General features: G+C 71.7%; 20 protein-coding genes. 7 read left to right on the top strand and 13 right to left on the bottom strand.

Going from position 1 to position 20,582, the window contains the following annotated elements:
- Positions 1-38: 38 nt before the first annotated feature.
- Positions 39-794, bottom strand: coding sequence for an LOG family protein (locus tag ACWGIH_RS05920; RefSeq protein ID WP_453452153.1), 756 nt, complete (start codon positions 792-794; stop codon positions 39-41).
- 88 nt (positions 795-882) lie between these two features.
- Positions 883-1,974: a succinyl-diaminopimelate desuccinylase gene (gene dapE / locus ACWGIH_RS05915; RefSeq protein ID WP_453452154.1), complete on the bottom strand. Its 1,092-nt coding sequence runs from the start codon at positions 1,972-1,974 to the stop codon at positions 883-885.
- A gap of 62 nt (positions 1,975-2,036) precedes the next feature.
- On the opposite strand from dapE, the gene ACWGIH_RS05910 reads away from it, so the two are divergent.
- Positions 2,037-2,969: a heavy metal transporter gene (locus ACWGIH_RS05910; protein WP_453452155.1), complete on the top strand. Its 933-nt coding sequence runs from the start codon at positions 2,037-2,039 to the stop codon at positions 2,967-2,969.
- Positions 2,970-3,271: 302 nt separating this feature from the next.
- Positions 3,272-3,742 (top strand): ATP-binding protein, encoded by a 471-nt coding sequence (locus ACWGIH_RS05905; RefSeq protein WP_451206598.1) that lies wholly within the window; start codon positions 3,272-3,274, stop codon positions 3,740-3,742.
- An 83-nt stretch (positions 3,743-3,825) separates the two neighbouring features.
- Here the strand turns inward: ACWGIH_RS05905 and ACWGIH_RS05900 are convergent, their stop codons facing one another.
- Together ACWGIH_RS05900 and fdxA are read right to left on the bottom strand one after the other, a co-directional pair.
- Positions 3,826-4,929 (bottom strand): bifunctional succinyldiaminopimelate transaminase/glutamate-prephenate aminotransferase, encoded by a 1,104-nt coding sequence (locus ACWGIH_RS05900; RefSeq protein ID WP_453452156.1) that lies wholly within the window; start codon positions 4,927-4,929, stop codon positions 3,826-3,828.
- Positions 4,930-5,050: 121 nt separating this feature from the next.
- The gene (gene fdxA / locus ACWGIH_RS05895) at positions 5,051-5,371 is read right to left on the bottom strand and encodes a ferredoxin (RefSeq protein ID WP_030573070.1); all 321 of its coding nucleotides are present in this window, start codon (positions 5,369-5,371) and stop codon (positions 5,051-5,053) included.
- 143 nt (positions 5,372-5,514) lie between these two features.
- On the opposite strand from fdxA, the gene ACWGIH_RS05890 reads away from it, so the two are divergent.
- The gene (locus tag ACWGIH_RS05890) at positions 5,515-6,534 is read left to right on the top strand and encodes a GNAT family N-acetyltransferase (protein WP_453452157.1); all 1,020 of its coding nucleotides are present in this window, start codon (positions 5,515-5,517) and stop codon (positions 6,532-6,534) included.
- A 40-nt stretch (positions 6,535-6,574) separates the two neighbouring features.
- On the top strand, positions 6,575-7,411 hold the full coding sequence (locus tag ACWGIH_RS05885) for a transglutaminase family protein (RefSeq protein WP_453452158.1): 837 nt from the start codon (positions 6,575-6,577) through the stop codon (positions 7,409-7,411).
- On the opposite strand, the gene ACWGIH_RS05880 is transcribed toward ACWGIH_RS05885, so the two are convergent.
- Positions 7,404-8,264 (bottom strand): AraC family transcriptional regulator, encoded by an 861-nt coding sequence (locus ACWGIH_RS05880; protein WP_453452159.1) that lies wholly within the window; start codon positions 8,262-8,264, stop codon positions 7,404-7,406. The two genes, ACWGIH_RS05885 and ACWGIH_RS05880, sit on opposite strands and share 8 nt — an antisense overlap.
- Positions 8,265-8,313: 49 nt before the next feature.
- Between ACWGIH_RS05880 and ACWGIH_RS05875 the strand changes: the two genes are divergently transcribed.
- Positions 8,314-8,778: a DUF2000 family protein gene (locus tag ACWGIH_RS05875; protein ID WP_453452160.1), complete on the top strand. Its 465-nt coding sequence runs from the start codon at positions 8,314-8,316 to the stop codon at positions 8,776-8,778.
- A 69-nt stretch (positions 8,779-8,847) separates the two neighbouring features.
- Complete coding sequence (locus ACWGIH_RS05870; RefSeq protein ID WP_453452161.1) at positions 8,848-9,690, top strand: transglutaminase family protein; 843 nt, start codon at positions 8,848-8,850, stop codon at positions 9,688-9,690.
- A gap of 104 nt (positions 9,691-9,794) precedes the next feature.
- Here ACWGIH_RS05870 and ACWGIH_RS05865 read toward each other — a convergent pair whose 3' ends face one another.
- The 4 genes from ACWGIH_RS05865 to ACWGIH_RS05850 all read right to left on the bottom strand — a co-directional run bounded on the left by ACWGIH_RS05865 (position 9,795) and on the right by ACWGIH_RS05850 (position 13,792).
- A complete protein-coding gene (locus ACWGIH_RS05865) occupies positions 9,795-11,984 on the bottom strand; it encodes a hypothetical protein (RefSeq protein ID WP_453452162.1) in 2,190 nt (729 codons plus the stop codon).
- Between the two features lie 170 nt (positions 11,985-12,154).
- Positions 12,155-12,523, bottom strand: coding sequence for a DUF6113 family protein (locus tag ACWGIH_RS05860; RefSeq protein ID WP_453452169.1), 369 nt, complete (start codon positions 12,521-12,523; stop codon positions 12,155-12,157).
- A 92-nt stretch (positions 12,524-12,615) separates the two neighbouring features.
- Positions 12,616-13,545, bottom strand: coding sequence for an N-acetyl-1-D-myo-inositol-2-amino-2-deoxy-alpha-D-glucopyranoside deacetylase (mshB, locus tag ACWGIH_RS05855; protein ID WP_453452163.1), 930 nt, complete (start codon positions 13,543-13,545; stop codon positions 12,616-12,618).
- Between the two features lie 52 nt (positions 13,546-13,597).
- Positions 13,598-13,792 carry a hypothetical protein gene (locus tag ACWGIH_RS05850; protein ID WP_344521425.1) on the bottom strand — a complete coding sequence of 65 codons (195 nt, stop codon included), beginning with the start codon at positions 13,790-13,792 and terminating at the stop codon, positions 13,598-13,600.
- A 149-nt stretch (positions 13,793-13,941) separates the two neighbouring features.
- On the opposite strand from ACWGIH_RS05850, the gene ACWGIH_RS05845 reads away from it, so the two are divergent.
- Positions 13,942-16,119 carry a prolyl oligopeptidase family serine peptidase gene (locus ACWGIH_RS05845; RefSeq protein ID WP_453452164.1) on the top strand — a complete coding sequence of 726 codons (2,178 nt, stop codon included), beginning with the start codon at positions 13,942-13,944 and terminating at the stop codon, positions 16,117-16,119.
- 342 nt (positions 16,120-16,461) lie between these two features.
- Here ACWGIH_RS05845 and ACWGIH_RS05840 read toward each other — a convergent pair whose 3' ends face one another.
- Genes ACWGIH_RS05840 through ACWGIH_RS05825 form a run of 4 tightly spaced genes read right to left on the bottom strand, consistent with a single transcriptional unit; the run spans position 16,462 to position 20,534 of the window.
- Positions 16,462-17,535 carry an ABC transporter ATP-binding protein gene (locus tag ACWGIH_RS05840; RefSeq protein WP_453452170.1) on the bottom strand — a complete coding sequence of 358 codons (1,074 nt, stop codon included), beginning with the start codon at positions 17,533-17,535 and terminating at the stop codon, positions 16,462-16,464.
- Between the two features lie 52 nt (positions 17,536-17,587).
- The gene (locus ACWGIH_RS05835; protein ID WP_453452165.1) at positions 17,588-18,634 is read right to left on the bottom strand and encodes an ABC transporter ATP-binding protein; all 1,047 of its coding nucleotides are present in this window, start codon (positions 18,632-18,634) and stop codon (positions 17,588-17,590) included.
- 6 nt (positions 18,635-18,640) lie between these two features.
- A complete protein-coding gene (locus ACWGIH_RS05830) occupies positions 18,641-19,618 on the bottom strand; it encodes an ABC transporter permease (RefSeq protein WP_453452166.1) in 978 nt (325 codons plus the stop codon).
- Positions 19,611-20,534: an ABC transporter permease gene (locus ACWGIH_RS05825; RefSeq protein WP_453452167.1), complete on the bottom strand. Its 924-nt coding sequence runs from the start codon at positions 20,532-20,534 to the stop codon at positions 19,611-19,613. The genes ACWGIH_RS05830 and ACWGIH_RS05825 overlap by 8 nt, the downstream gene beginning before the upstream one ends.
- Between the last annotated feature and the right edge of the window lie 48 nt (positions 20,535-20,582).

Below are 20,582 nucleotides of genomic sequence, written 5' to 3'. Positions count from 1 at the left end.
CGCCGAGCGGGCCACGCGGCGGCCCGCCCGGCGGGGCGCTAGCGGCCGACTTCCTTGGTGACCAGGGTGACGGCCTCGTCCACGTCGTCCGTGACGTGGAAGAGGTGCAGGTCGTGCTCCGATGCCTTGCCGCCCGCCACCACCGTGTCGCGCAGCCAGTCGACGAGGCCGCCCCAGTACTGCGACCCGAAGAGGACGATCGGGAAGCGCGTCACCTTGCGGGTCTGGACGAGGGTGAGGGCCTCGAAGAGCTCGTCCAGGGTGCCGAGGCCGCCCGGCAGGACCACGAAGCCCTGGGCGTACTTCACGAACATGGTCTTCCGCACGAAGAAGTAGCGGAAGTTCACGCCGATGTCGACGTGCTCGTTGAGGCCCTGCTCGAAGGGCAGCTCGATGCCGAGGCCGACGGAGACGCCCTTGGCCTCCCGCGCGCCCCTGTTGGCGGCCTCCATGGCGCCGGGGCCGCCCCCGGTGATCACGGCGAAGCCCGCGTCGACGAGCGCCTTGCCGATGCGGACACCCGCCTCGTACTCCAGTGAACCGACCGGCGTGCGTGCCGAGCCGAAGACGCTGATCGCGCTGGGGAGTTCGGCGAGCGCGCCGAAGCCCTCGACGAATTCCGACTGGATGCGCATGACCCGCCAGGGGTCGGTGTGCACCCACTCCGACTGGCCCTCGGCGTCGGTGTCGAGGAGACGCTGGTCGGTGGTGCCCGGGGTGATCTGCTCACGCCGGCGCACCACGGGCCCCAAGTGCTGCTCGTCCCGCGGGCCCTGCCCTTCTGGACTACCCATGAACATCCCCTTCCGCTGACACTCTTGCTCGACGTGCCACTTCAGCGTAGGTCTACGGGCGTTACAGGCGTCGCATCCTCAACAGAACTCAGGATGTCAACCAGGCGGTGAGCCGCTTCTCGGCCTCCGGGATGAGGGAGGCCTGCACCCGTTCGTCGATCTTGTGGGCGAGCAGCGGGTTGCCCGGGCTGTAGTTCACGGCGGGCACGCCGAGCGCGCTGAAGCGGGAGACGTCCGTCCAGCCGAACTTGGGCTGTGCCCGGCCGCCGACCGCCGCCATGAAGGCCGCGGCGGCCGGGTGGTCGAGGCCGGGGCGTGCGGCGCCCGTGTGGTCGTCGACGATGAACTCGTCGATCTCGCAGTCGGCGAAGTAGTCGCGCACGAAGGCGAGTGCCTCGTCCTCGCTGCGGTCCGGCGCGTAGCGGAAGTTGACGACGACGGTGCACTCGTCGGGGATGACGTTGGTCGCGACGCCGCCCTCGACGCGTACGGCGTTGAGTCCCTCGTGGTACTGGAGGCCGTCGACGACCGGCTTGCGCGGCTCGTACGCGGCGAGCTTCGCGAGGATCGGCGCGGCCTTGTGGATGGCGTTCGAGCCCATCCACGCGCGCGCGGAGTGCGCGCGCGTGCCCTTCGTCCTGAGGAAGACCCGCAGGGTGCCCTGGCAGCCGCCCTCGACCTGGTTGTCCGTCGGCTCCAGGAGGACCGCGAAGTCGCCCGCGAGCCAGTCCGGGTGGGCCTCGGCGATGTGGCCGAGGCCGTTCAGGTGGGCGGCGACCTCTTCGTTGTCGTAGAAGACGAAGGTCAGGTCGCGGTTCGGCTCCGTCACGGTCTGCGCGATGCGCAGCTGAACGGCGACGCCCGACTTCATGTCGCAGGTGCCGCAGCCCCACAGGACGCCGTCCTCGTCCAGGCGCGAGGGCACGTTGTCCGCGATCGGGACCGTGTCGATGTGCCCGGCGAGGATCACGCGCTCGGCCCGGCCCAGGTTCGTGCGGGCCACCACGTTGTTGCCGTGCCGGTCGACCGTGAGGTGCGGCAGGCCGCGCAGGGCCGTCTCGATCGCGTCGGCGAGGGCCTTCTCCTGGCCGCTCGGCGACGGGAAGTCGACCAGCTGGGCGGTGAGCGCGGCAGCGTCGAGCGTGAGGTCGAGCGACGCGTCGTGTGAGGTCTGAGCCATGGATTCGACCCTAACGCCCCTCGGCGCGCCGCCCTGTCGGTGGCCTCCAGTACCTTGGTCGCGTGCCTGAGCCCCCCACCCTCGTCCGGCGCGGCCGCCTCCTCCGTATCGGGGCCGCCGTGGCGGTCCTGCTCGCGCTCGTGGGCTATGTGGTCGTCCAGTACGTCTTCGGGGGCAAGGCCGCGCCACGCTGCCAGGTCGTCTCGGGCAACGGCGACGGGGCCTCGTACGAATTCGGCGCCGAGCAGGCCGAGAACGCGGCGACGGTCGCCGCCGTGGGCACCTCCCGCGGCATGCCGGAGCGCGCGATCACCATCGCCCTGGCGACGGCCCTGCAGGAGTCGGGCCTTCGCAACATCAGTCATGGCGACCGGGACTCGCTCGGCCTCTTCCAGCAGCGGCCCTCACAGGGCTGGGGCAACGAGAAACAGATCATGGACCCGGCGTACTCGGCGGCGCGTTTCTACGACCACCTCAAGGACGTCCCCGGCTATTCACGGCTCCCCCTGACGGTCGCCGCGCAGCGCGTGCAGCGCAGCGGCTACCCCCAGGCGTACGCGAAGCACGAGCCGGACGCCGTGCTGCTCGCCGCCGCGCTGACCGGCCGCGCCCCCGCCACCCTCACCTGCGAGGGCCGCACGGCCGACGAGCCGGGCGATCCGGCCAAGGTGCGGGCCGCCCTGGTCCGCGACTTCGGCCGCGAGGTGGCACCGAAGGGCGGCAGGGGCGGGGACACCGTCACCGTGCCGGTGGACTCCACGGCGTCCGGCGCGGGAGGCGGCGAGCAGCGGGGCTGGGAGCTCGCGCACTGGGCGGTGGCCCAGGCATCCGCGCTCGGCATCGAGCGCGTCTCGTACGGCGGCCGGGAGTGGAGCGCCGAGGGCTCCGGGAAGGAATGGCGCAAGCCGGGCAAGGCGGGCGCGACGGGCGCGGACGGGCGGCCCGCGGCCGGCGGAACGGGCACGGGCGACGTCCGAATTGTCATTGGGCAGTAGTACGGCGGATCACCCGATCGAGTCACGCTGATCACTCGCGGGCGAAGTGCCGTCCAGAGATGCGCACCCTCACCTCGACATGCACCGGACCCCTTGCCAGTACAGGGCATTGACGTTTCAGCAGCCTCACATGAGGTGATCGTTTTGCCCGTTTTTATCCACAGCCGATTATGCGATGCATTGCCAATTCTTTACGTTGGCCCACCGCAACCTTCGACGGCTTCGAGCGGTAGTCACAGCGTCTGAACGCCGGGCCCCATCCGGCCGGACACACCAACGTCTCTCCCGTCTGAAGGAGCATCATGTCCCTCCCCCTGACCCGCCGGATCGCTCGCGCCGCGCTGCTCATCGCAGCGGGAGCGGCTCCCGTGGTCGGTGCGGCCGGCTCCGCAAGCGCCGCCCAGCTTCCGGCCGCCCCCGACCTGGGCGGTGTGACCGCCCTGGACAGTGCCGGTCTGGGCAACACCGTCGACGGCGCAGCTCAGAACACCACCGGTCTCGCGGGTGAGACCGGCAGCAAGGCCGTGAAGAAGGGCGTGCCGACCGCGGGCAAGGTCGTCGGATCGGGCGCCAAGACCGCGACCCCCGTCGCGCAGAAGGCCGCGGGTGACCTCGCGGGCAGCGCCGGTGACGTGGTCGGCGACACCGCGGGCACTGCCACCAAGGGCGGCCTGCCGACCGACGCCGTCGGCGAGGGCCTGCCGACGGACGCGGTCACCAAGGGCGGCCTGCCCACCGACCAGCTGCCGGTCAAGAGCCTGCCGCTCGGCTGACCGCCGCGTAGCTGCGAGGAGGGCCCGGAGCCACTGGCTCCGGGCCCTCCTCACGCGTCGGCCACCACGCGGCGGGCAGCGGCTCAGGCGAGCCGTTCGACCGCCGCGGCCACGCGCTCGTCCGACGCCGTGAGCGCCACACGCACGAAGCGGTCGCCCGCCGGGCCGTAGAAGTCCCCGGGAGCCACGAGGACGCCCAGGTCCGCGAGGTGCCCGACGGTGTCCCAGCAGGACTCGTCGCGGGTCGCCCAGAGGTAGAGGCTCGCCTCGCTGTGCTCGATGCGGAAGCCGTGCTTCAGGAGGGCTTCGCGCAGGGCGGTGCGCCGGGCCAGGTACCGATCGCGCTGCTCGCGCACGTGCTCGTCGTCGCCGAGCGCCGCGACGACGGCCGCCTGCGTCGGCGCGGACGTCATCATGCCGCCGTGCTTGCGGATCTGCAGCAACTCACCGAGGACGTCCGCGTCTCCGGCGATGAACGCGGCGCGGTAACCCGCGAGGTTCGACCGCTTGGAGAGCGAGTGGACGGCGACGATCCCCTCGAACGAACCACCGCACACGTCCGGGTGCAGGACCGAGACGGGCTCCGCCTCCCAGCCGAGCTCCAGGTAGCACTCGTCGCTCACGAGGAGCACCCCGTGCTCGCGCGCCCAGGCCACGGTGCGGGTCAGCTCGTCCTTGGACAGCACGCGACCGGTGGGGTTGGAGGGCGAGTTGAGCCAGAGAAGCTTGAGGTTCGTCGGGTCGAGGTCCGTGGGGGCGTCGTACGAGACGTACTCGGCGCGGGCCAGCCGCGCGCCCACCTCGTACGTCGGGTAGGCGAGGCGCGGGTAGGCGACGACGTCACCCGGGCCAAGTCCCAGCTGCGTCGGGAGCCAGGCCACCAGCTCCTTGGAGCCCACGACCGGCAGCACGTTCCGGTGCGTGACGTCGCGCGCGCCGAGGCGCCGCTCGCACCAGCCTGTGATCGCGTCACGCAGCTCGGGCGTGCCCCACACCGTCGGGTAGCCCGGCGAGTCCGCCGCCGCGACCAGCGCTTTCTGGATCAGCTCGGGGACCGGGTCGACCGGGGTGCCCACCGACAGGTCGACGATGCCGCCGGGGTGGGCGGCCGCCGTGGCCTTGTACGGCTCGAGCTTGTCCCAGGGGAAGGCGGGAAGGCGGCCGGAGAGACCGGAGACTACGGACACGTGCTGACTCCCGTACTGCGTGTACGTCCTGCCACTGCGCGGACGTACGGGGTGGACAAATGCCTCGGTCCCGCACGGCGACTTGTGCCGTACGGGACCGGGGCGGCGCTTCAAGCCGCCGTTACTGGTTCTGCGGCGGCAATGCGGCGATGAAGGCGTGGTCGCGCTCGATCAAGCCGAGCTTGCTGGCACCACCGGGCGATCCGAGCTCGTCGAAGAACTCGACGTTCGCCTTGTAGTAGTCCTTCCACTCTTCCGGGGTGTCGTCCTCGTAGAAGATCGCCTCGACCGGGCAGACCGGTTCGCAGGCTCCGCAGTCGACGCATTCGTCCGGGTGGATGTACAAGGACCGGGAGCCCTCGTAAATGCAGTCGACCGGGCACTCCTCGATGCACGCCTTGTCCTTGACGTCGACACAAGGCTGCGCGATGACGTAGGTCACGCTGTCGTTCCTCCTCGATACGGGCGTTGGCGGGCCGTCCTCAGGCTCCGCTCGCCTGGCGCGCGGGAGCGCGGCGTCGTCGATGCCCGCCTCTAGTATCTCCGTTCCCGGGCATGATCCGAACAGGAGGGGCGTACAGAGCTGTGGAATTCACTGCGGGCGGACGGCTTGAGGTGCGCATCAGCCCTGCTGACGTGGGCAAACGGGTGTCGGTACGCCGCCTGAACGAAGGGCCGGGGACGGGTGGCAAGTTCACTGACACGGTGGGTGTTCTCACATCGTGGAATGACGGTGTGGTACTCATCACACGGCGCGACGGTGAGCGTGTCCACATCGCGGAGAGTTCCCTGATGGCGGGCAAGGTGGTCCCCTCCGCCCCGGCCCGCAGGCGCGGCCCGGCGGCCTCGTACCGGGAGCTGGCCCGGGTGGCGGCACGCGCCTGGCCGCCGGTGGAGAGCGAGCAGCTCGGCGAGTGGGAGCTGCGCGCGGCGGCCGGATTCACCCGGCGGGCCAACTCGGTGCTGCCGGTGGGCGATCCGGGACGGCCGCTGGACGAGGCACTCGCGTACGTACGCCAGTGGTACGCGGAACGGGAGCTGCCCGCGTACATCCAGACCGCGACCGGGGCCGAGGACACCCAGGAACTGCTCTGCGCCGAGCTCGAGGAGCGCGGCTGGGAGCGCGAGGTGAGCTCCGCGATCCACGTCGGCGCTCTCGCGCCCCTCGGCGACCCGGACATGCCCGGAGCAGGGCCGGAGCAAGTGCTTCTCGCGCGCTCCTTCGACGAGGCGTGGCTGCGCCGGTACAAGCGTTTCAAGGTGCCGGGTCCCCATGTGCGCAAGGTGCTGGCGGGCGGCCCGTCGGTGTGGTTCGCTTCCGTGCCCGGGGCCTCTCCCGACGCGGGGCCCGCCGCGATCGGACGGTGCGTCGTGGACGGGCGCTGGGCGGGATTCATGGCGGTCGAGGTGGATCCGGCGCACCGCAGGCAGGGACTGGCGACGGCGGTGATGGCCGCGCTCTCCCGGCAGGCGCTCGCCGAGGGCGCTTCGGCGGCCTGGCTGCAGGTCGAGGACGACAACGAAGGTGCGCGGGCGCTGTACGGCGGTCTTGGCTTCGCCGCGCACCACACGTACCACCACTATCGATACCCGTCGGCTCGGTAGCTCCTACCGGTCGGCTCGGTAAGTAAGGCACGAGGCACGCATGCACGAGGAGTCAAGGACGGCCGCGTCCCGGCGGCGGTTCGCCGAGGAGGCCAGGTCCGAGCGGCCCGACCTGTCCCTGCTGTGCCTCCTGTTGAGCGCGGAGGCGGACCCCGGGCTCGGCGACGACGACATCGACGCGGCGCAGATCGAGCTCGACCGGCTCGCCGGGCAGCTCCCCTACCGCCCCGGCGGCGCGCGGGAGTGGGCGGCCGCCGTCGCCGAACTCCTCGGCTCGCAGTGCGGGTTCATGGGCACGCCCGCCGACTACCAGCGCCTGGAGTCCTCCCTGCTGCACGAGGTGCTGCGGCGCCGCCGCGGCCTTCCGATCCTGCTCTCCGTGGTGTGGATCGAGGTGGCACGCCGGGCCGGCGCACCCGTCTACGGGGTCGCGCTGCCCGGTCACTTCGTCGTCGGCTTCGGCACCCGCGAGGAGCAGGTGCTCACCGACCCGTTCGCCGGCGGGCGGCTGCTCACGGGCGCGGACGCGGAGCTGCTCGTCGCCGGGTCGTCGGGCGGCACGGTGTCCGCGTCGATGCTGACGCCCGCCGATCCGCTGAACATCGTGCTGCGCATCCTGAACAACATCCGTGCGTGGGCGGCGGCCCGGCCCGAGCGCTCGGACGTGGCGCTCTGGGCCGTGGAACTCTCCCTGCTGCTGCCCGCCCACCCGGCACGGCTGCGCTACGAACGGGCCCAACTCCTGGTCCAGCGAGGGGACTTCCTCGCGGGTGCCGCCGAGCTGGAGGAGTACGCCGACGTGGTGACGGCGGTGGAGCCGACCACGGCGGACCGCGTGCGGGACCAGGCACGGGCGGCGCGGGCCATGCTCAACTGACGCCGCCCGCCGGATCGGTTCCTCCTGCTCGTCCGGTTCCGCCTTCCCGACCGGCGTCCCGCGTGCGGGCGTACCGCCCGGGTGTGATGCCAAGGACCCGCTTGAAGTGCCGGCTGAGGTGCGACTGGTCGTAGAACCCGGCGGCGGTCGCCACCTCGCCCGGCGGCCGGCCCGCCAGGAGGAGACGGCGGGCGCGGTCGACGCGGCGGGACATCACGTACTGGTGCGGTGCGATGCCGTACGCCCCGCTGAAGGCGCGCACGAGGTGTGTGGGGTGGGCGTGGACCAGGCGCGCCGCCTCGTCCAGGGTCACGCCGTCGAGCAGCCGCTCGTCGAGGAGGTCGCGGAGGTTCTGGGCGACGCCCCGTCCGGTGCCTTCTGGAGCGCCGGTGGTGGCCCTGGGGCGCAGGTGACCGCGCAGCCGCTCGCTGATCAGGGCCAGGCGGCTCTCGGCCTCCAGCTCGTCCCCGCGGCACGCCAGCGCCGCGTGCAGCTGGCCCACGCGCGTGCGCAGGACGGGGTCGACGAGGTCGGGGCCGTCCACCGCGGGGCCGATGAGGCCGGCGTCCAGCTGTGTCATGTCCAGGTAGAGCACGCGCTTGCGGAAGCCGTCGGGGGTGGCGGGCGAGCCGTTGTGCGGGACCTGGGGCGGCAGCAGGGAGACGGTGTCACTCGGGGTGCCGTGCTCGTGGCGGTCCAGGTCGTAGCGGACGGCGCCGTCGTCGACGATCAGCAGGGTCCACGCGTCGTGGACGTGCATCGGGTACGCGTGCTCCGTGAAGTGGGCGTGGAAGACCTCCACGACACCCGCGACCGGCGGGCGCCATGCGGATATTTCCTGCCGGACCACCATGCAAAGAACGTACAAGACGTGGTGGCGGTCCACTCGGCAGTCTCAATGCATGAGAACCACCGCTGAGACAGACACCGCCGCCGCGACGACGGGCGAGGCCCCCGTTCGCTTCGACACGAAGATCGCCGTCCTGCTCCGTGACGACCTGGAGGCCTGGCAGCGCCTCAACGTGACCGCGTTCCTGGTCAGCGGGCTCGGCACGGCGGCGCCCGAGGTGATCGGCGAGCCGTACGAGGACGCCGACGGCACCCCCTACCTGCCGATGATCCGCCAGCCCGTCCTGGTCTTCGAGGGATCGAAGGAGACCGTGGGCGCCGCGCACCGCCGCGCCCTCTCGCGTTCGCTGCCGACCGCGGTGTTCACGTCCGACCTGTTCACCACCGGCAACGACCGGGACAACCGGGCCGCGGTGCGCGCCGTGCCGACGGATCAGCTCGACCTGGTGGGGCTCCTCGTGCACGGCCCGCGCAACGCGGTCGACAAGGTCCTCAAAGGGGCCCGGATGCACCCTTGACCGACGGGGGTGAGAGCCGAGGGGGAGATCGGAGCGCTATCGATCGGTCCGGCAGGGCACGAAGCACCTATGCACCCCCAATCCCCCGAGCGGCGACGCCTCTTCGCCGATCAGGCACGGGCGGCGCGGCCCGATCTCGCGCTGCTGTGCCTGCTGATCGGCGCGGAGGCGGACCCGGACCTCGACGACGCGGGCATGCGCGCGGTACTGCGCATCCTCGACCGCCTTGCCGACCAGCTGGCCGAGCGGCTGCCCGACAAGGCCGACGGCCCCCGGCCCTGTGCGCTCGCGCTCGCCGAACTGCTCGGCGGGCGCTACGGGTTCAGGGGCAGGCCCGGCGACTACCAGCACCTCCGGTCGGCGCTGCTGCACGAGGTGCTCCGACGGCGCAGAGGCCTGCCCATCCTGCTCTCGGTGGTGTGGATCGAGGTCGCCCGCCGTGCGGGCGTGCCCGTCCACGGGGTGGCCCTGCCCGGTCACTTCGTGGTCGGCTTCGGCGGCCATGACGAGCAGGTCCTCGCCAATCCCTTCGCGGGCGGCGGCGTACTGACGCCCACGGACGCGGAGTTGCTGGTCGCCGGGGCCACGGGCGCGCCGCTCGTGCCCTCGATGCTGAGTCCCGCCGGGCCCCTGGACATCGTCCTGCGCGTCCTCAACAACATCCGCGCGTGGGCGGCGGCCCGTCCCGAGCGCTCGGACGTCGCGCTCTGGGCCGTCGAACTCTCCCTGCTGCTGCCCGCGCACTCCGACCGGCTGCACTACGACCGCGCCCAGCTCCTGGTGCGGCGCGGCGACTTCCTGACCGGCGCCCTGGAGATCGAGACGTACGCCGACGTCCTGGCCGCGACGGACGAGGCGGCCGCGGCGCGGCTGCGGCAGGAGGCACACGGGGCGCGGTCGATGCTGAACTGACTCGGCGAGCCGGGCGGCGGGCCGGAGGCCGGGCGGTCCACCGTCGTGGTCCGCCCGGCCTCCGGGTGCGTACGGGTATCGGCGTACGGGTGTCGCCGTGCGAATCAGCTGGCGTCGGTCTCGATCACGCCGATCCGCTCCGCGGGCGTCTTGCCCATCAGTGCCTTGTTCATCGCGGCGGCCACGTCCGTCGGCTGGACCGGCGTCTTGTCGCCGTTGCCGCGCTGGATCAGGATGCCGTCGAAGACGTTGCCGTAGAGCTTCTTGAGCTCGACGGTGTTGTAGTGCACCTGCAGCGTGCCGTTCTTGAGCACCTTCGTCTCGAGCACCTTCGGCAGCGACTTCGCCGGACCGAACGGGATCGACGCGTTGCCCGCCTTGATCGTGACGTTGGCGGACATGGCGGGCTTCGCGAAGCGCGTCATGAACTTGTCGACCTCGGCGTTCGGGACGGTCGGCTTGCGGGTCGTGACGGGCAGCTCGACGGTGCCGGCGCTGCCGTTCTCGACCTGCTTCTTGTACGCCTCCGACACGGCCGTGGTCGACGCCGCGACGTCGATGCCCTTGCCCGCCTTGCCGTACACCGGAACGGCCTTGCCGGGCACGAACTTGACCGAGCCCTCCTTGGCCGAGCCCGAGCCGCCCGCGGCGCGCTCCAGGGCGGCCGCCAGCTTCTCCTCGTCCACGGGCATGACCGGCTCGGCGACGCGCGCCCCGCCGAACAGCGAACCGATCACCGAGACGGGGTTGTAGTCGCTGCCCGCGGCCTCGCGGACGGTCGCCTGGCTGTCCAGGGTCAGGCCCGCCTGGTCCGGGCTGAGCGTGACCGCCTCGCCGTCGACCGACAGCTTCAGGGGCTTGGCGACGCGCTCGCCGATCTTCGCGTCGAGCTTCTTGACGGCCTCGTCGCGCGTGCCGCCGCCGATGTCGACGCCGAGCGCGGTGGTGCCCTTGGGCACGTCGGCGTGGTTCATCAACAGCCCCGCGCCGTACGCCCCGCAGGCCACGACGACCACGGCCACGGCCACCAGAACGAGCTTGTTGCGCCCCTTCTTCTTGGGCGGGGCCGCGGCGACGGGCACGTTCGGCTGCACCGGCTCGGGCAGCTTGGGCGGGGTGTGCGGCAGGGGCCCGTCGGTCTGCGGGGCCGTGGCGAACGGCGAGTTCTGCGCGGGCGGCACCACGGGGATGCCGCTCGTCAGGGTGTCGCCGGAGACGTTGGTCCCGGGAGAGGGCGCGCTCGGGCCGCCCGGGATGGAGCCGGGGCCGCCGGGGACCGGGCCGCCTGCGGCGGGGGGCCGTGGGCCGCCACCGGGGCCCTGGACCGGGCCCGCCTTCTGCGGCGTGAGGATGGCGGTGTCGTCGCCCATCGCGGGGGCACCGGCGCCCGCGCCCGAACGGGCCGCGGGATTGGCCGGGTTGGGCCGATTGCCCGGGTTGCCGGGATTGCCGGGACCACCCTGATTCGGCGCCGCCATCGGGTTCGCCCGGCCTGCCGGGTTGGCCTGGTTCGCCGGGTGGGACGGATCGGCGGGCTTCGGCGCGAGCGGTCCTTCGCCGGTCACCGGTCCGGCGGTCGGCCCCGAAGGTCCACGGCCGCCCTCGCCCCCGGCGCCTCCGGAGAAGTACGGCAGGTCCCCGCGCTGCGGGTCGCCGCCCTGCGGCGCACCCGTGCCGAGCGGACCCGCCGCCACGGCGCCGGACACGTCGAAGGCGCCCGTACCGGAGCCGTTGCTCCCGGAATGGCCGGAACCGGGCGCGGCGTTCCCCGGCGTGCCGTTGCCGGACGCGGTGGCCCCGCCGGTCGCCGGGCCGCTCTTGCGCGGCGCGAACCAGTCGCTCGTCTTCTCCTCCGCCGGAGCGGAGGGCGACGCGGGCCCGGCGGCGGCAGGCCCGGCGGGCGCGGAGCCCGATGCGGGCAGCCCGGCGGACCCGGGACCGCCCGCGCCGTTCGCGGACCCCGGACGCCCGGCGCCGTCAGCGGCGTCGGCCGCCGCGCGGCCCCCGTCCAGCGGACGTGACGCACCGGCGTCGCTGTCCCCGACGGGCGTGCGCATGACGACCGGTGGGATGGGCCGCGACCCGGGGATGTTGATCCGGATACGCGTGGTCAGCGTGGTCTCGGTCTTGGGCTCGTCGGGCCGCTCGTCGGCGGCCTGCCGCTGCGCGCCGTCCACGGCGCCGTCCGACGCGGCACCCTGCGCGGGGGAGCCGTACGGCGGCGTCCCCGAGGGGTAAGCGGCTCCACCGCGCCCCTGGGGCCCGGAGGACGAACTGTCAGTTTCACGACTCAAGGCAGGTTCTCCCGGTTGGCTCCGCCGCCCGTGCTCCCCGCGCGGAGGAGATTTCCCTCCGGCCGGAGGCTGGGGGAGGCTCGGCGGCGCGCACCACCATACTGGCCGCCGTCGGCACTCATCCTGTGACCGCCGTCAAACCCGTGCGGGACACGGGTTGAAGTGGTACGTCACTTGCCAAGTCGGGCGGCGGGCCCGCCTGGTTGCGGTCGCTGCCCGAGGGTGGCACACATCACAGCAACAGCCATCCCGCCCAGCAGGTAGGCATACGAGCCGAGTCCCGCCCCGAAGAGGAAGTCCCCCTCGGGCCGGCTGGCCGTGAGCAGCATGACGGAGACGAGCCAGCCCGCCGCCGGCGCGACCGCCCCCGCTCTGGTGCCGATGGCGCGCACCCCTCCGTGAAAGAGCCCCGCGGCCCCGAGGAGCGCGAGCAGCAACCCGCCCGGAAACCAGCCCCCTTGGACGAGGGCACCCGCGGCGCCGACGACCGCTCCAAGGACGAAGAGGCCTGCGTACGACGCGATGCGGCCGGGGTTCAGCGGCTGCGCGAGGGCGCTGCCGCCCGGCGGGGACGCGGCGGACGACGAACCGGAAGCCGGCGACGACGCCGACGTGGCACGCGAACGAGTACTCACGGCGCCGTCACCCCTTCGAGCCCTTCGGGCCCCGCGTCCGCGAGCCCCGCGAACAGATCGGTCTCACGCTCGCCGTCCATCGCACCGCTTCCTCCTCGCACCAACTCGTAGTACTCCACATCGAAGATCGGCTGCGCGAGCCCGTTCGACAGGACGAAGAGCGGTTCCTGCACCTCGATCTGCGTGGCGTGCGCGCGCATCGCCGCCGCCTTCGCCGGGGCGAAGGCGGTCCCGTCGATCTCCGCCGTGATCCGCTCGTCGTCCGTCACGCCGGGCACGTCCGCGACCACGCCGGGGGTCGTGAACGGTGAGTGCCGCAGGGCCCCCTCCATCCACCGGAACCGCTCTTCGACGACGGAACGCGGCGCACGGTTCCAGTAGATCTTGGCGATGGTGTGCGGTTCGCCGAGATCCGCGCGGAAGGCGCTCTCGGCCGCGAGGTCCGCGGCGCGCATCGCGACGCGGTGGGCCTGGATGTGGTCGGGGTGGCCGTACCCGCCGTCCGGGTCGTACGTCACGAGCACCTGGGGCCGCACCTCGCGGATCACCTCGACGAGGTGCGCGGCGGCGTCGTCGAGATCGGCGGACCAGAAGGCGCCCGTACGGTGGTTCTGCTCGACGCCCATCATCCCGGAGTCGCGGTAGCGGCCGGTGCCGCCGAGGAAGCGGTGGTCGGCGACGCCGAGCTGCTTCATCGCGGCGGCCAGCTCACCGATGCGCTGCGGGCCGAGCGCGTCCTCGCGGTCGGGCGCGAGATGGGCGAGGCCGGGCGGGATGACCTCGCCCTCCTCGCCCAGCGTGCACGTCACCAACGTGACATGGGCGCCTTCGGCCACGTACTTGGCCATCGTCGCGCCATTGTTGATCGACTCGTCGTCGGGGTGCGCGTGCACGAGCAGCAGACGCCGGGCGGGCAGTTCCGTCATGGGACCACCCTACGAGCACCCCGCGCGCCTACCGGAACGTGCTGCGCACTGATCAGAACTTGATGTCGCCGATCATCCCCGCCACGTTCGTCGTCAGCTCGTTGATCGTCGGGGCGATGGAGGAACTCGCCAGATAGAAGCCGAGCAAGACACAGACGATCATGTGGCCCGCTTTCAACCCTGACTTCTTGACCAGCAAGAAGACAATGATCGCCAGCAGCACCACCGCCGAAATCGAGAGTGCCACGGCGGCTCACCTCCAAGTCCCAGACCCTGCACCAGTGCGGACGCCAGCAGGTACATACCCACTAAGCGCTACGGATCATAACTATCCGTGGGTCCGCATGACTCGGAGCACGGCAGCACAAGGGGGCGCATGCCCCATAGGCTCGGGGGATGACCACCGAGACGCCCGGAACCGCCGGGCCCGCCGAGAGTCACGCGCAGCGGCTCTCCTTCCCCCGCCTGCACGCCCGCACGCAACGCTTCACTCTCGGTGCGCCCCGCGCGTTCACGGTGGCGCCGGACGGGTCCCGCGTCGCCTTCCTGCGCTCGTCGTCGGGTACGGACCGGGCGAACCAACTCTGGGTCCTCGACGTGGCGGACGGCGCCACCGAGCGGGTCGCGGCCGACCCCGAGGCCCTCCTCAAGGGCGCGGCCGAGCGCCTCTCCGCCGCGGAACGCGCCCGCCGTGAGCGCAGCCGCGAGGGCGGCGCGGGCATCGTGGGCTACGCGACGGACGCGGCGGTGGAGCTCGCCGCCTTCGCCCTGTCCGGGCGGCTCTTCGCCGCGGAGCTGCGCGTGGGCACGGCGCGCGAACTGCCCGCCCCCGCACCGGTGATCGACCCGCGCCCCTCGCCCGACGGCCGCCACATCGCGTACGTCGCCGGGGGCGCCCTGCGGGTGACCGGCGCCGACGGCGATGGCGACCGGGCCCTTGTGGCTCCGGAGCCCGACTCCGCCGAGAAGGAGACCGTGACGTACGGCCTCGCGGAGTTCATCGCGGCCGAGGAGATGCAGCGTTCGCGGGGCTTCTGGTGGTCGCCGGAGTCGGACCGGCTCCTCGTCGCACGGGCCGACGACGCCCCCGTACGGCGCTGGTGGATCGCCGATCCCGCGCATCCGGAGACGGAGCCCGCGCGGGTCGCCTACCCGGCCGCGGGCACCGCCAACGCGGACGTACGCCTCTTCGTGGTGACCCTGGACGGCGCCCGCACCGAGGTGATGTGGGACCGCGCCCGCTACCCCTATCTGGCGCGCGTGCACTGGTCGTCGGCCGGTGCGCCGCTGCTCCTCGTCCAGTCCAGGGACCAGCTCAGCCAGCTCTATTTGGCGGTGGACCCGGACGACGGCTCGACGCGCATGGTGCACGCGGAGGAGGACCCGCAGTGGCTCGAGCTCTTCCCCGGCGCCCCCTCCTGGTCACCCAGCGGACGACTGGTCCGGATCGTGGACGAGGGCGGCGCGCGGGTCCTCGCGGTGGGCGAACGCCCCCTGACGGGCCCGCAGCTGCACGTCCGCGCCGTCCTCGACGTGGCGGACGACGACGTCCTGATCTCGGCGTCGGCGGGTGCGGCGGCGACGGCCCCGGAGACCGGCGAGGTGCACGTCTACCGGGTCAACGAACTGGGCGTCGAGCGCGTCTCGACCGAAGCCGGGGTGCACTCGGCGGTGCGCTCGGGAGGCCTCACGGTCCTCGTCACGGCCACGCTCGACCAGCCGGGCTCACGCGTCCGGGTGCTGCGCGACGGCAAGCAGGTGGCGACCGTCGCCTCGTACGCGCGGCATCCGGAGCTCACCCCGCGCGTGACGCTGACCGAGGGGGGCGCACGCAAGATCCCGTGCGCCGTCCTGCTCCCCACGGACTACGAGGAGGGGTCGGGCCCGCTGCCCGTGCTCCTCGACCCCTACGGCGGCCCGCACGGTCAGCGGGTCCTGGCCGCCCACAACCCGTACCTCACGTCCCAGTGGTTCGCCGACCAGGGCTTCGCGGTGGTCGTCGCGGACGGCCGGGGCACTCCGGGCCGCTCCCCCGAGTGGGAGAAGGCCATCCGGCGGGACTTCACCCTCACCCTGGACGACCAGGTGGACGCGCTCCAGGGGCTCGCCGCCTCGTTCCCCCTGGACCTGGACCGGGTCGCCATCCGGGGCTGGTCCTACGGCGGTTACCTCGCGGGGCTCGCGGTCCTGCGCCGCCCCGATGTCTTCCACGCGGGCGTCGCGGGGGCACCGGTGACGGACTGGCAGCTGTACGACACGCACTACACGGAGCGGTACCTGGGTGATCCGGGCGCCGACCCGGCGCCGTACGCCCTGAGTTCCCTCGTCACCGAGGAGGGCCTGGTGGCGCCGGAGGTCCCGCACCGGCCGCTGATGATCGTGCACGGCCTCGCGGACGACAACGTGGTGGTGGCGCACGCCCTGCGCCTGTCGTCGGCGCTGCTCGCGGCGGGGCGCCCGCACGAAGTCCTCCCGCTCTCCGGGGTCACGCACATGACTCCGCAGGAGCAGGTGGCGGAGAACTTGCTGCTGCTGCAGGTGGACTTCTTGAAGCGGTCGCTGGGGCTGTCCTAGACCCCGCACGCACGGCGACCGGCCGGGGGGACATGGCAAAACCCCGGCCGGTCTACGGCACCCGCACGGCCGTACGTCCGTAAGCCTGCCGGGTGTGTGTGGCGGTGCGGGGTCAGTGGAGTTGCCCTCATGTTTCTTCCCCAACCCCGCCCCTTCCCGGCTGTGACACTTGCGGCTCCGCCGCGGGCCGCTCGGCGCGGGGGCCTTGGTTGCCCTGTCACCGGCTTCGCCGCGTTTGCGGACATCTTGTACGGGGTCTGGGGCGGAGCCCCTGCGCGGCGGAGCCGCACATGTCACAGCCGGGAAGGGGCGGGATTGGGGAATGCCCCGCAGGGACCGCCCCTACGGCACCACTTGCTTCTCCTCCGCGAAGTGGCACGCCGAGTCATGGGCCGCCGGGCCCGAGACACCGCGGAACTCCGCCGGAACGGCAAGCAGCGGCACCTCCAACGCACACCGCTCCCTCGCCTTCCAGCACCGCGTGCGAAACCGGCACCCCGAGGGCGGGTTGGCGGGCGAGGGCACGTCGCCCGCCAGGATGATCCGCTCCCGGTGTTCACGGGCCGCAGGATCAGGTACGGGCACGGCCGACAGCAGCGCCTGCGTATAGGGATGCGTCGGATGCTCGTAGATCTCCTCGTCGGAGCCGATCTCGACGATCCGCCCCAGGTACATCACGCCGACCCGGTCGGAGATGTGCCGCACGATCGACAGGTCGTGCGCGATGAACACGTACGACAGATCGAACTCGTTCTGCAGCTGGTCGAGCAGGTTCACCACCTGCGCCTGGACCGAGACGTCGAGCGCCGACACCGGCTCGTCCGCCACGATGATCTCGGGCCGCAGCGCGAGGCCGCGCGCGATCCCGATGCGCTGCCGCTGGCCGCCCGAGAACTGGTGCGGATAGCGGTTGATGTACTCGGGGTTCAGCCCGACCACGTCGAGCAGCTCCCGCACCTTCTGCCGCCGGGAGCCCTTGGGCGCGACCTCCGGATGGATCTCGTACGGCTCCCCGATGATGTCGCCGACCGTCATGCGGGGATTCAGCGACGTGTACGGGTCCTGGAAGACCATCTGGATGTTGCGCCGCACGGCCTTCAGCGCGCGCCCGGACAGCTTGCTGATGTCCTCGCCCTTGTAGCGGATCTCGCCCGCCGTCGGCCGCTCCAGGTTCACCAGCATCTTCGCGACCGTCGACTTGCCGCAGCCGGACTCCCCCACGATGCCGAGCGTCTCGCCCCGGCCGAGGTCGAAGTCGACGCCGTCGACGGCCTTGACGGCGCCGATCTGCCTGCGGATGACGATGCCCTGGGTGAGCGGGTAGTGCTTGACCAGGCCCCGTACCTGGAGGATCGGCTCGCGACCCGACGCCGAGCCGTGCGCCGCGAACTCGTGCTCCGCCCGCGCCTTGTGCATCAGCTGCCGTGCGGTCTCGCCCTCGTCCTCCAGCTGCTTCTTGCTGATGTGCTCACCATGAGGCATCGAGCGTCTCCTTCCAGAAGTGGCAGGCGCTCCGGCGGTCGGCGGCCAGGCCTTCGTACGCCACCTCGTAGAGCGGCGGCACGTCGGTCCTGCAGACGTCCCGTGCCATCGGGCAGCGGGGGTTGAAGGCGCAACCCGGCGGGATGTGCATGAGGTTCGGCGGCAGGCCCTTGATCGCGTAGAGCTCCTGGCCCTTCTGGTCGAGCCGGGGAATCGACTCGAGAAGTCCTCGCGTGTACGGGTGCGCGGGAGCCTTGTAGATCTCGTGGACGGGGGCCTTCTCGACGATGCGGCCGGCGTACATGACGGCGATGTTGTCGGCGACGTCCGCCACGACGCCCAGGTCGTGGGTGATGAGGATGAGGCCCATGTGCAGCTCGCGCTGGAGCTCGGCGAGGAGTTCCATCACCTGGGCCTGCACGGTCACGTCCAGGGCCGTGGTCGGTTCGTCGGCGATGATCAGCGAGGGTTCGAGCGCCATCGCCATGGCGATCATGATGCGCTGGCGCATGCCGCCGCTGAACTGGTGCGGGTACTGCCCGACGCGTTCCTTCGCGGCGGGGATGCGCACCCGGTCCATCAGCTCGACGGCCTTGGCCTTGGCGTCCTTGCGGGACATCCCCTGGTGGACGACGTACATCTCGCCGAGCTGCTGGCCGACGCTGACCACGGGGTTCAGCGACGACAGGGCGTCCTGGAAGATCATCGCCATGCCGGCGCCGCGCGTCTTGCGCCGCTCCTCCGCCTTGAGCTTGAGGAGGTCCTGGCCCTTGAAGAGGATCTCTCCCCCGGTGATCTTTCCGGGCGGCATGTCGAGGATGCCCATGATGGCCTGCGCGGTCACGGACTTGCCGGACCCGGACTCGCCGAGCACGGCGAGCGTCTCGCCCTCGCTGACGGTGTAGTCGACGCCGTTGACGGCTTTGGCGACGCCGTCCCTGGTCCGGAACTCCACGTGCAGGTCGCGGACTTCGAGCAGCTTGTGCGTCCCCGCGGTGGGCGCGCCGGACGCGTCGGATGCCACGGTTGCCATGGGCGCCTACCTCAGCTTCGGGTCGAGGGCGTCGCGCACCGCGTCGCCGAGCATGATGAACGCGAGCACGGTGATGGCGAGCGCTCCGGCGGGCCAGAGCAGCATGTGCGGGGCGTTGCGGATGTACTGGGAGGCGGCCGAGATGTCGATCCCCCAGCTCACGGTCGGCGGCTTCAGGCCCACGCCGAGGTACGAGAGGGTCGCCTCCAGGGCGATGTACGTGCCGAGCGCGATGGTGGCGACCACGATCACCGGGGCGACCGCGTTCGGCGCGATGTGCCGGAGGAGCATCCGCGAGTTGGAGGCGCCCAGGGCGCGGGCCGCCTGAACGTAGTCGTTCTGCTTGGCGGTGATGACGGAGCCGCGGGCGATGCGGGAGAGCTGCGGCCAGCCGAGCAGGACCATGAAGCCGATCACCGGCCAGACGGTGTTGCTGGTGACGACCGACAGGAGCACCAGGCCGCCGAGCACGACGGGGATGGCGAAGAAGACGTCGGTGATGCGGGAGAGGATCGCGTCCCAGACCCCGCCGAAGAATCCCGCGAGCCCGCCGAGCACGCTGCCCAGGATCGCGACGCCGAGTGTGGCGCAGACGCCGACGGTGACCGAGGCGCGGGCCCCGTACACGGTCCGCGTGTAGACGTCGCAGCCCTGTCCGTCGAAGCCGAAGGGGTGGCCGGAGGTGGAGCTCTTCTGGGCGTTGGCGAGGTCGCAGTCGAGCGGGTTGCGGGAGGCGATCAGGGAGGGCCAGATCGCGATGACGACGAGGAACAGGATGATGAGGGCGGAGATGATGAAGATCGGGTTCCGTCGCAGCTCGCGCCAGGCGTCGGACCACAGGCTGCGGGCGGGGGCCGAGGGGCCGGTTCCTCCCGGGCCGCCGGGCGTCTTCTCCAGCGTCGTCCCCTCGCTCGCCGCGAGGTCCATCGCGCCGCCCGCGCCGGTCGGGGCGATGGCTCCGTCTGGCTCTCGGGGTTCAGGCATAGCGGATCCTCGGGTCGAGTACGGCGTACAGCAGGTCGACGATCAGGTTGGCCACCAGGAAGACCAGGACGAGGACGGTCACGAAGCCGACGACGGTCTGGGTGCTCTGGCGGAGGATCCCCTGGTAGAGCTGGAAGCCGACGCCGTGGATGTTGAAGATCCGCTCGGTGACGATCGCGCCGCCCATCAGCGCGCCGATGTCCGTGCCGATGAAGGTGACCACCGGGATGAGTGAGTTGCGCAGCAGGTGCCGGGTGATGACGCGGCGTCTGGGCAGTCCCTTCGCGATGGCCGTGCGGACGTAGTCCGCGCGGCGGTTCTCGGCGATGGAGGTCCGGGTGAGCCGGGTGACGTACGCCAGGGAGACCGAGGCGAGCACGAGCCCCGGCACGATGAGTTCGTTCAGGGGTGCCTCCGACGAGACGGAGGGTTTCATCACGCCCCATTCGACGCCGAGCAGCAGCTGGAGGAGCAAGCCGGTGACGAACGTGGGGATCGCGATGACGACGAGCGTCAGGAGCAGTACGACGGTGTCGATGGGGCGCCCGCGCCGCAGGCCGGTCACCACGCCGAGGGAGATTCCGATGACGATCTCGAAGACGATCGCGACGAGCGTCAGGCGGATCGTGAGGGGGAAGGCCGTCGCCATCAATTCGGTGACCTTCTGCCCGTTGAAGGCGGTACCGAAGTCACCGGTGAAGACATTGCCCATGTAGGTCACGTACTGCTGCCACACGGGCTTATCGAGGCCGAACTCCTTCTTCAGCTGAGTGGCTGTCGCGGGGTCGCACTTTCGGTCCCCGCACAGGCCCGCGATGGGGTCGCCCATCACGTTCACCATCAGGAAGATCAGCAGCGTGGCGCCGAAGAAGACCGGGATCATCTGCAGCAGGCGCCGGATCACATAACGTCCCATGGAGGGCTCCGGAAGTAGCGGGAGCGGTCATCCGGCGCGGTGCCGCGC

Source organism: Streptomyces sp. NPDC054872 (genome assembly GCF_053610705.1).
This window is presented reverse-complemented; position numbering and strand designations above follow the sequence as displayed.

Excerpts from the sequence above, each read along its gene's own strand:
- ACWGIH_RS05920 (WP_453452153.1), bottom strand. The coding sequence starts at position 794 with ATGGGTAGTCCAGAAGGGCAGGGCCCGCGGGACGAGCAGCACTTGGGG.
- dapE (WP_453452154.1), bottom strand. The coding sequence starts at position 1,974 with ATGGCTCAGACCTCACACGACGCGTCGCTCGACCTCACGCTCGACGCT.
- ACWGIH_RS05905 (WP_451206598.1), top strand. The coding sequence starts at position 3,272 with ATGTCCCTCCCCCTGACCCGCCGGATCGCTCGCGCCGCGCTGCTCATC.
- ACWGIH_RS05885 (WP_453452158.1), top strand. The coding sequence starts at position 6,575 with ATGCACGAGGAGTCAAGGACGGCCGCGTCCCGGCGGCGGTTCGCCGAG.
- ACWGIH_RS05880 (WP_453452159.1), bottom strand. The coding sequence starts at position 8,264 with ATGGTGGTCCGGCAGGAAATATCCGCATGGCGCCCGCCGGTCGCGGGT.
- ACWGIH_RS05875 (WP_453452160.1), top strand. The coding sequence starts at position 8,314 with ATGAGAACCACCGCTGAGACAGACACCGCCGCCGCGACGACGGGCGAG.
- ACWGIH_RS05870 (WP_453452161.1), top strand. The coding sequence starts at position 8,848 with ATGCACCCCCAATCCCCCGAGCGGCGACGCCTCTTCGCCGATCAGGCA.
- mshB (WP_453452163.1), bottom strand. The coding sequence starts at position 13,545 with ATGACGGAACTGCCCGCCCGGCGTCTGCTGCTCGTGCACGCGCACCCC.
- ACWGIH_RS05845 (WP_453452164.1), top strand. The coding sequence starts at position 13,942 with ATGACCACCGAGACGCCCGGAACCGCCGGGCCCGCCGAGAGTCACGCG.
- ACWGIH_RS05840 (WP_453452170.1), bottom strand. The coding sequence starts at position 17,535 with ATGCACAAGGCGCGGGCGGAGCACGAGTTCGCGGCGCACGGCTCGGCG.
- ACWGIH_RS05835 (WP_453452165.1), bottom strand. The coding sequence starts at position 18,634 with ATGGCAACCGTGGCATCCGACGCGTCCGGCGCGCCCACCGCGGGGACG.
- ACWGIH_RS05830 (WP_453452166.1), bottom strand. The coding sequence starts at position 19,618 with ATGCCTGAACCCCGAGAGCCAGACGGAGCCATCGCCCCGACCGGCGCG.
- ACWGIH_RS05825 (WP_453452167.1), bottom strand. The coding sequence starts at position 20,534 with ATGGGACGTTATGTGATCCGGCGCCTGCTGCAGATGATCCCGGTCTTC.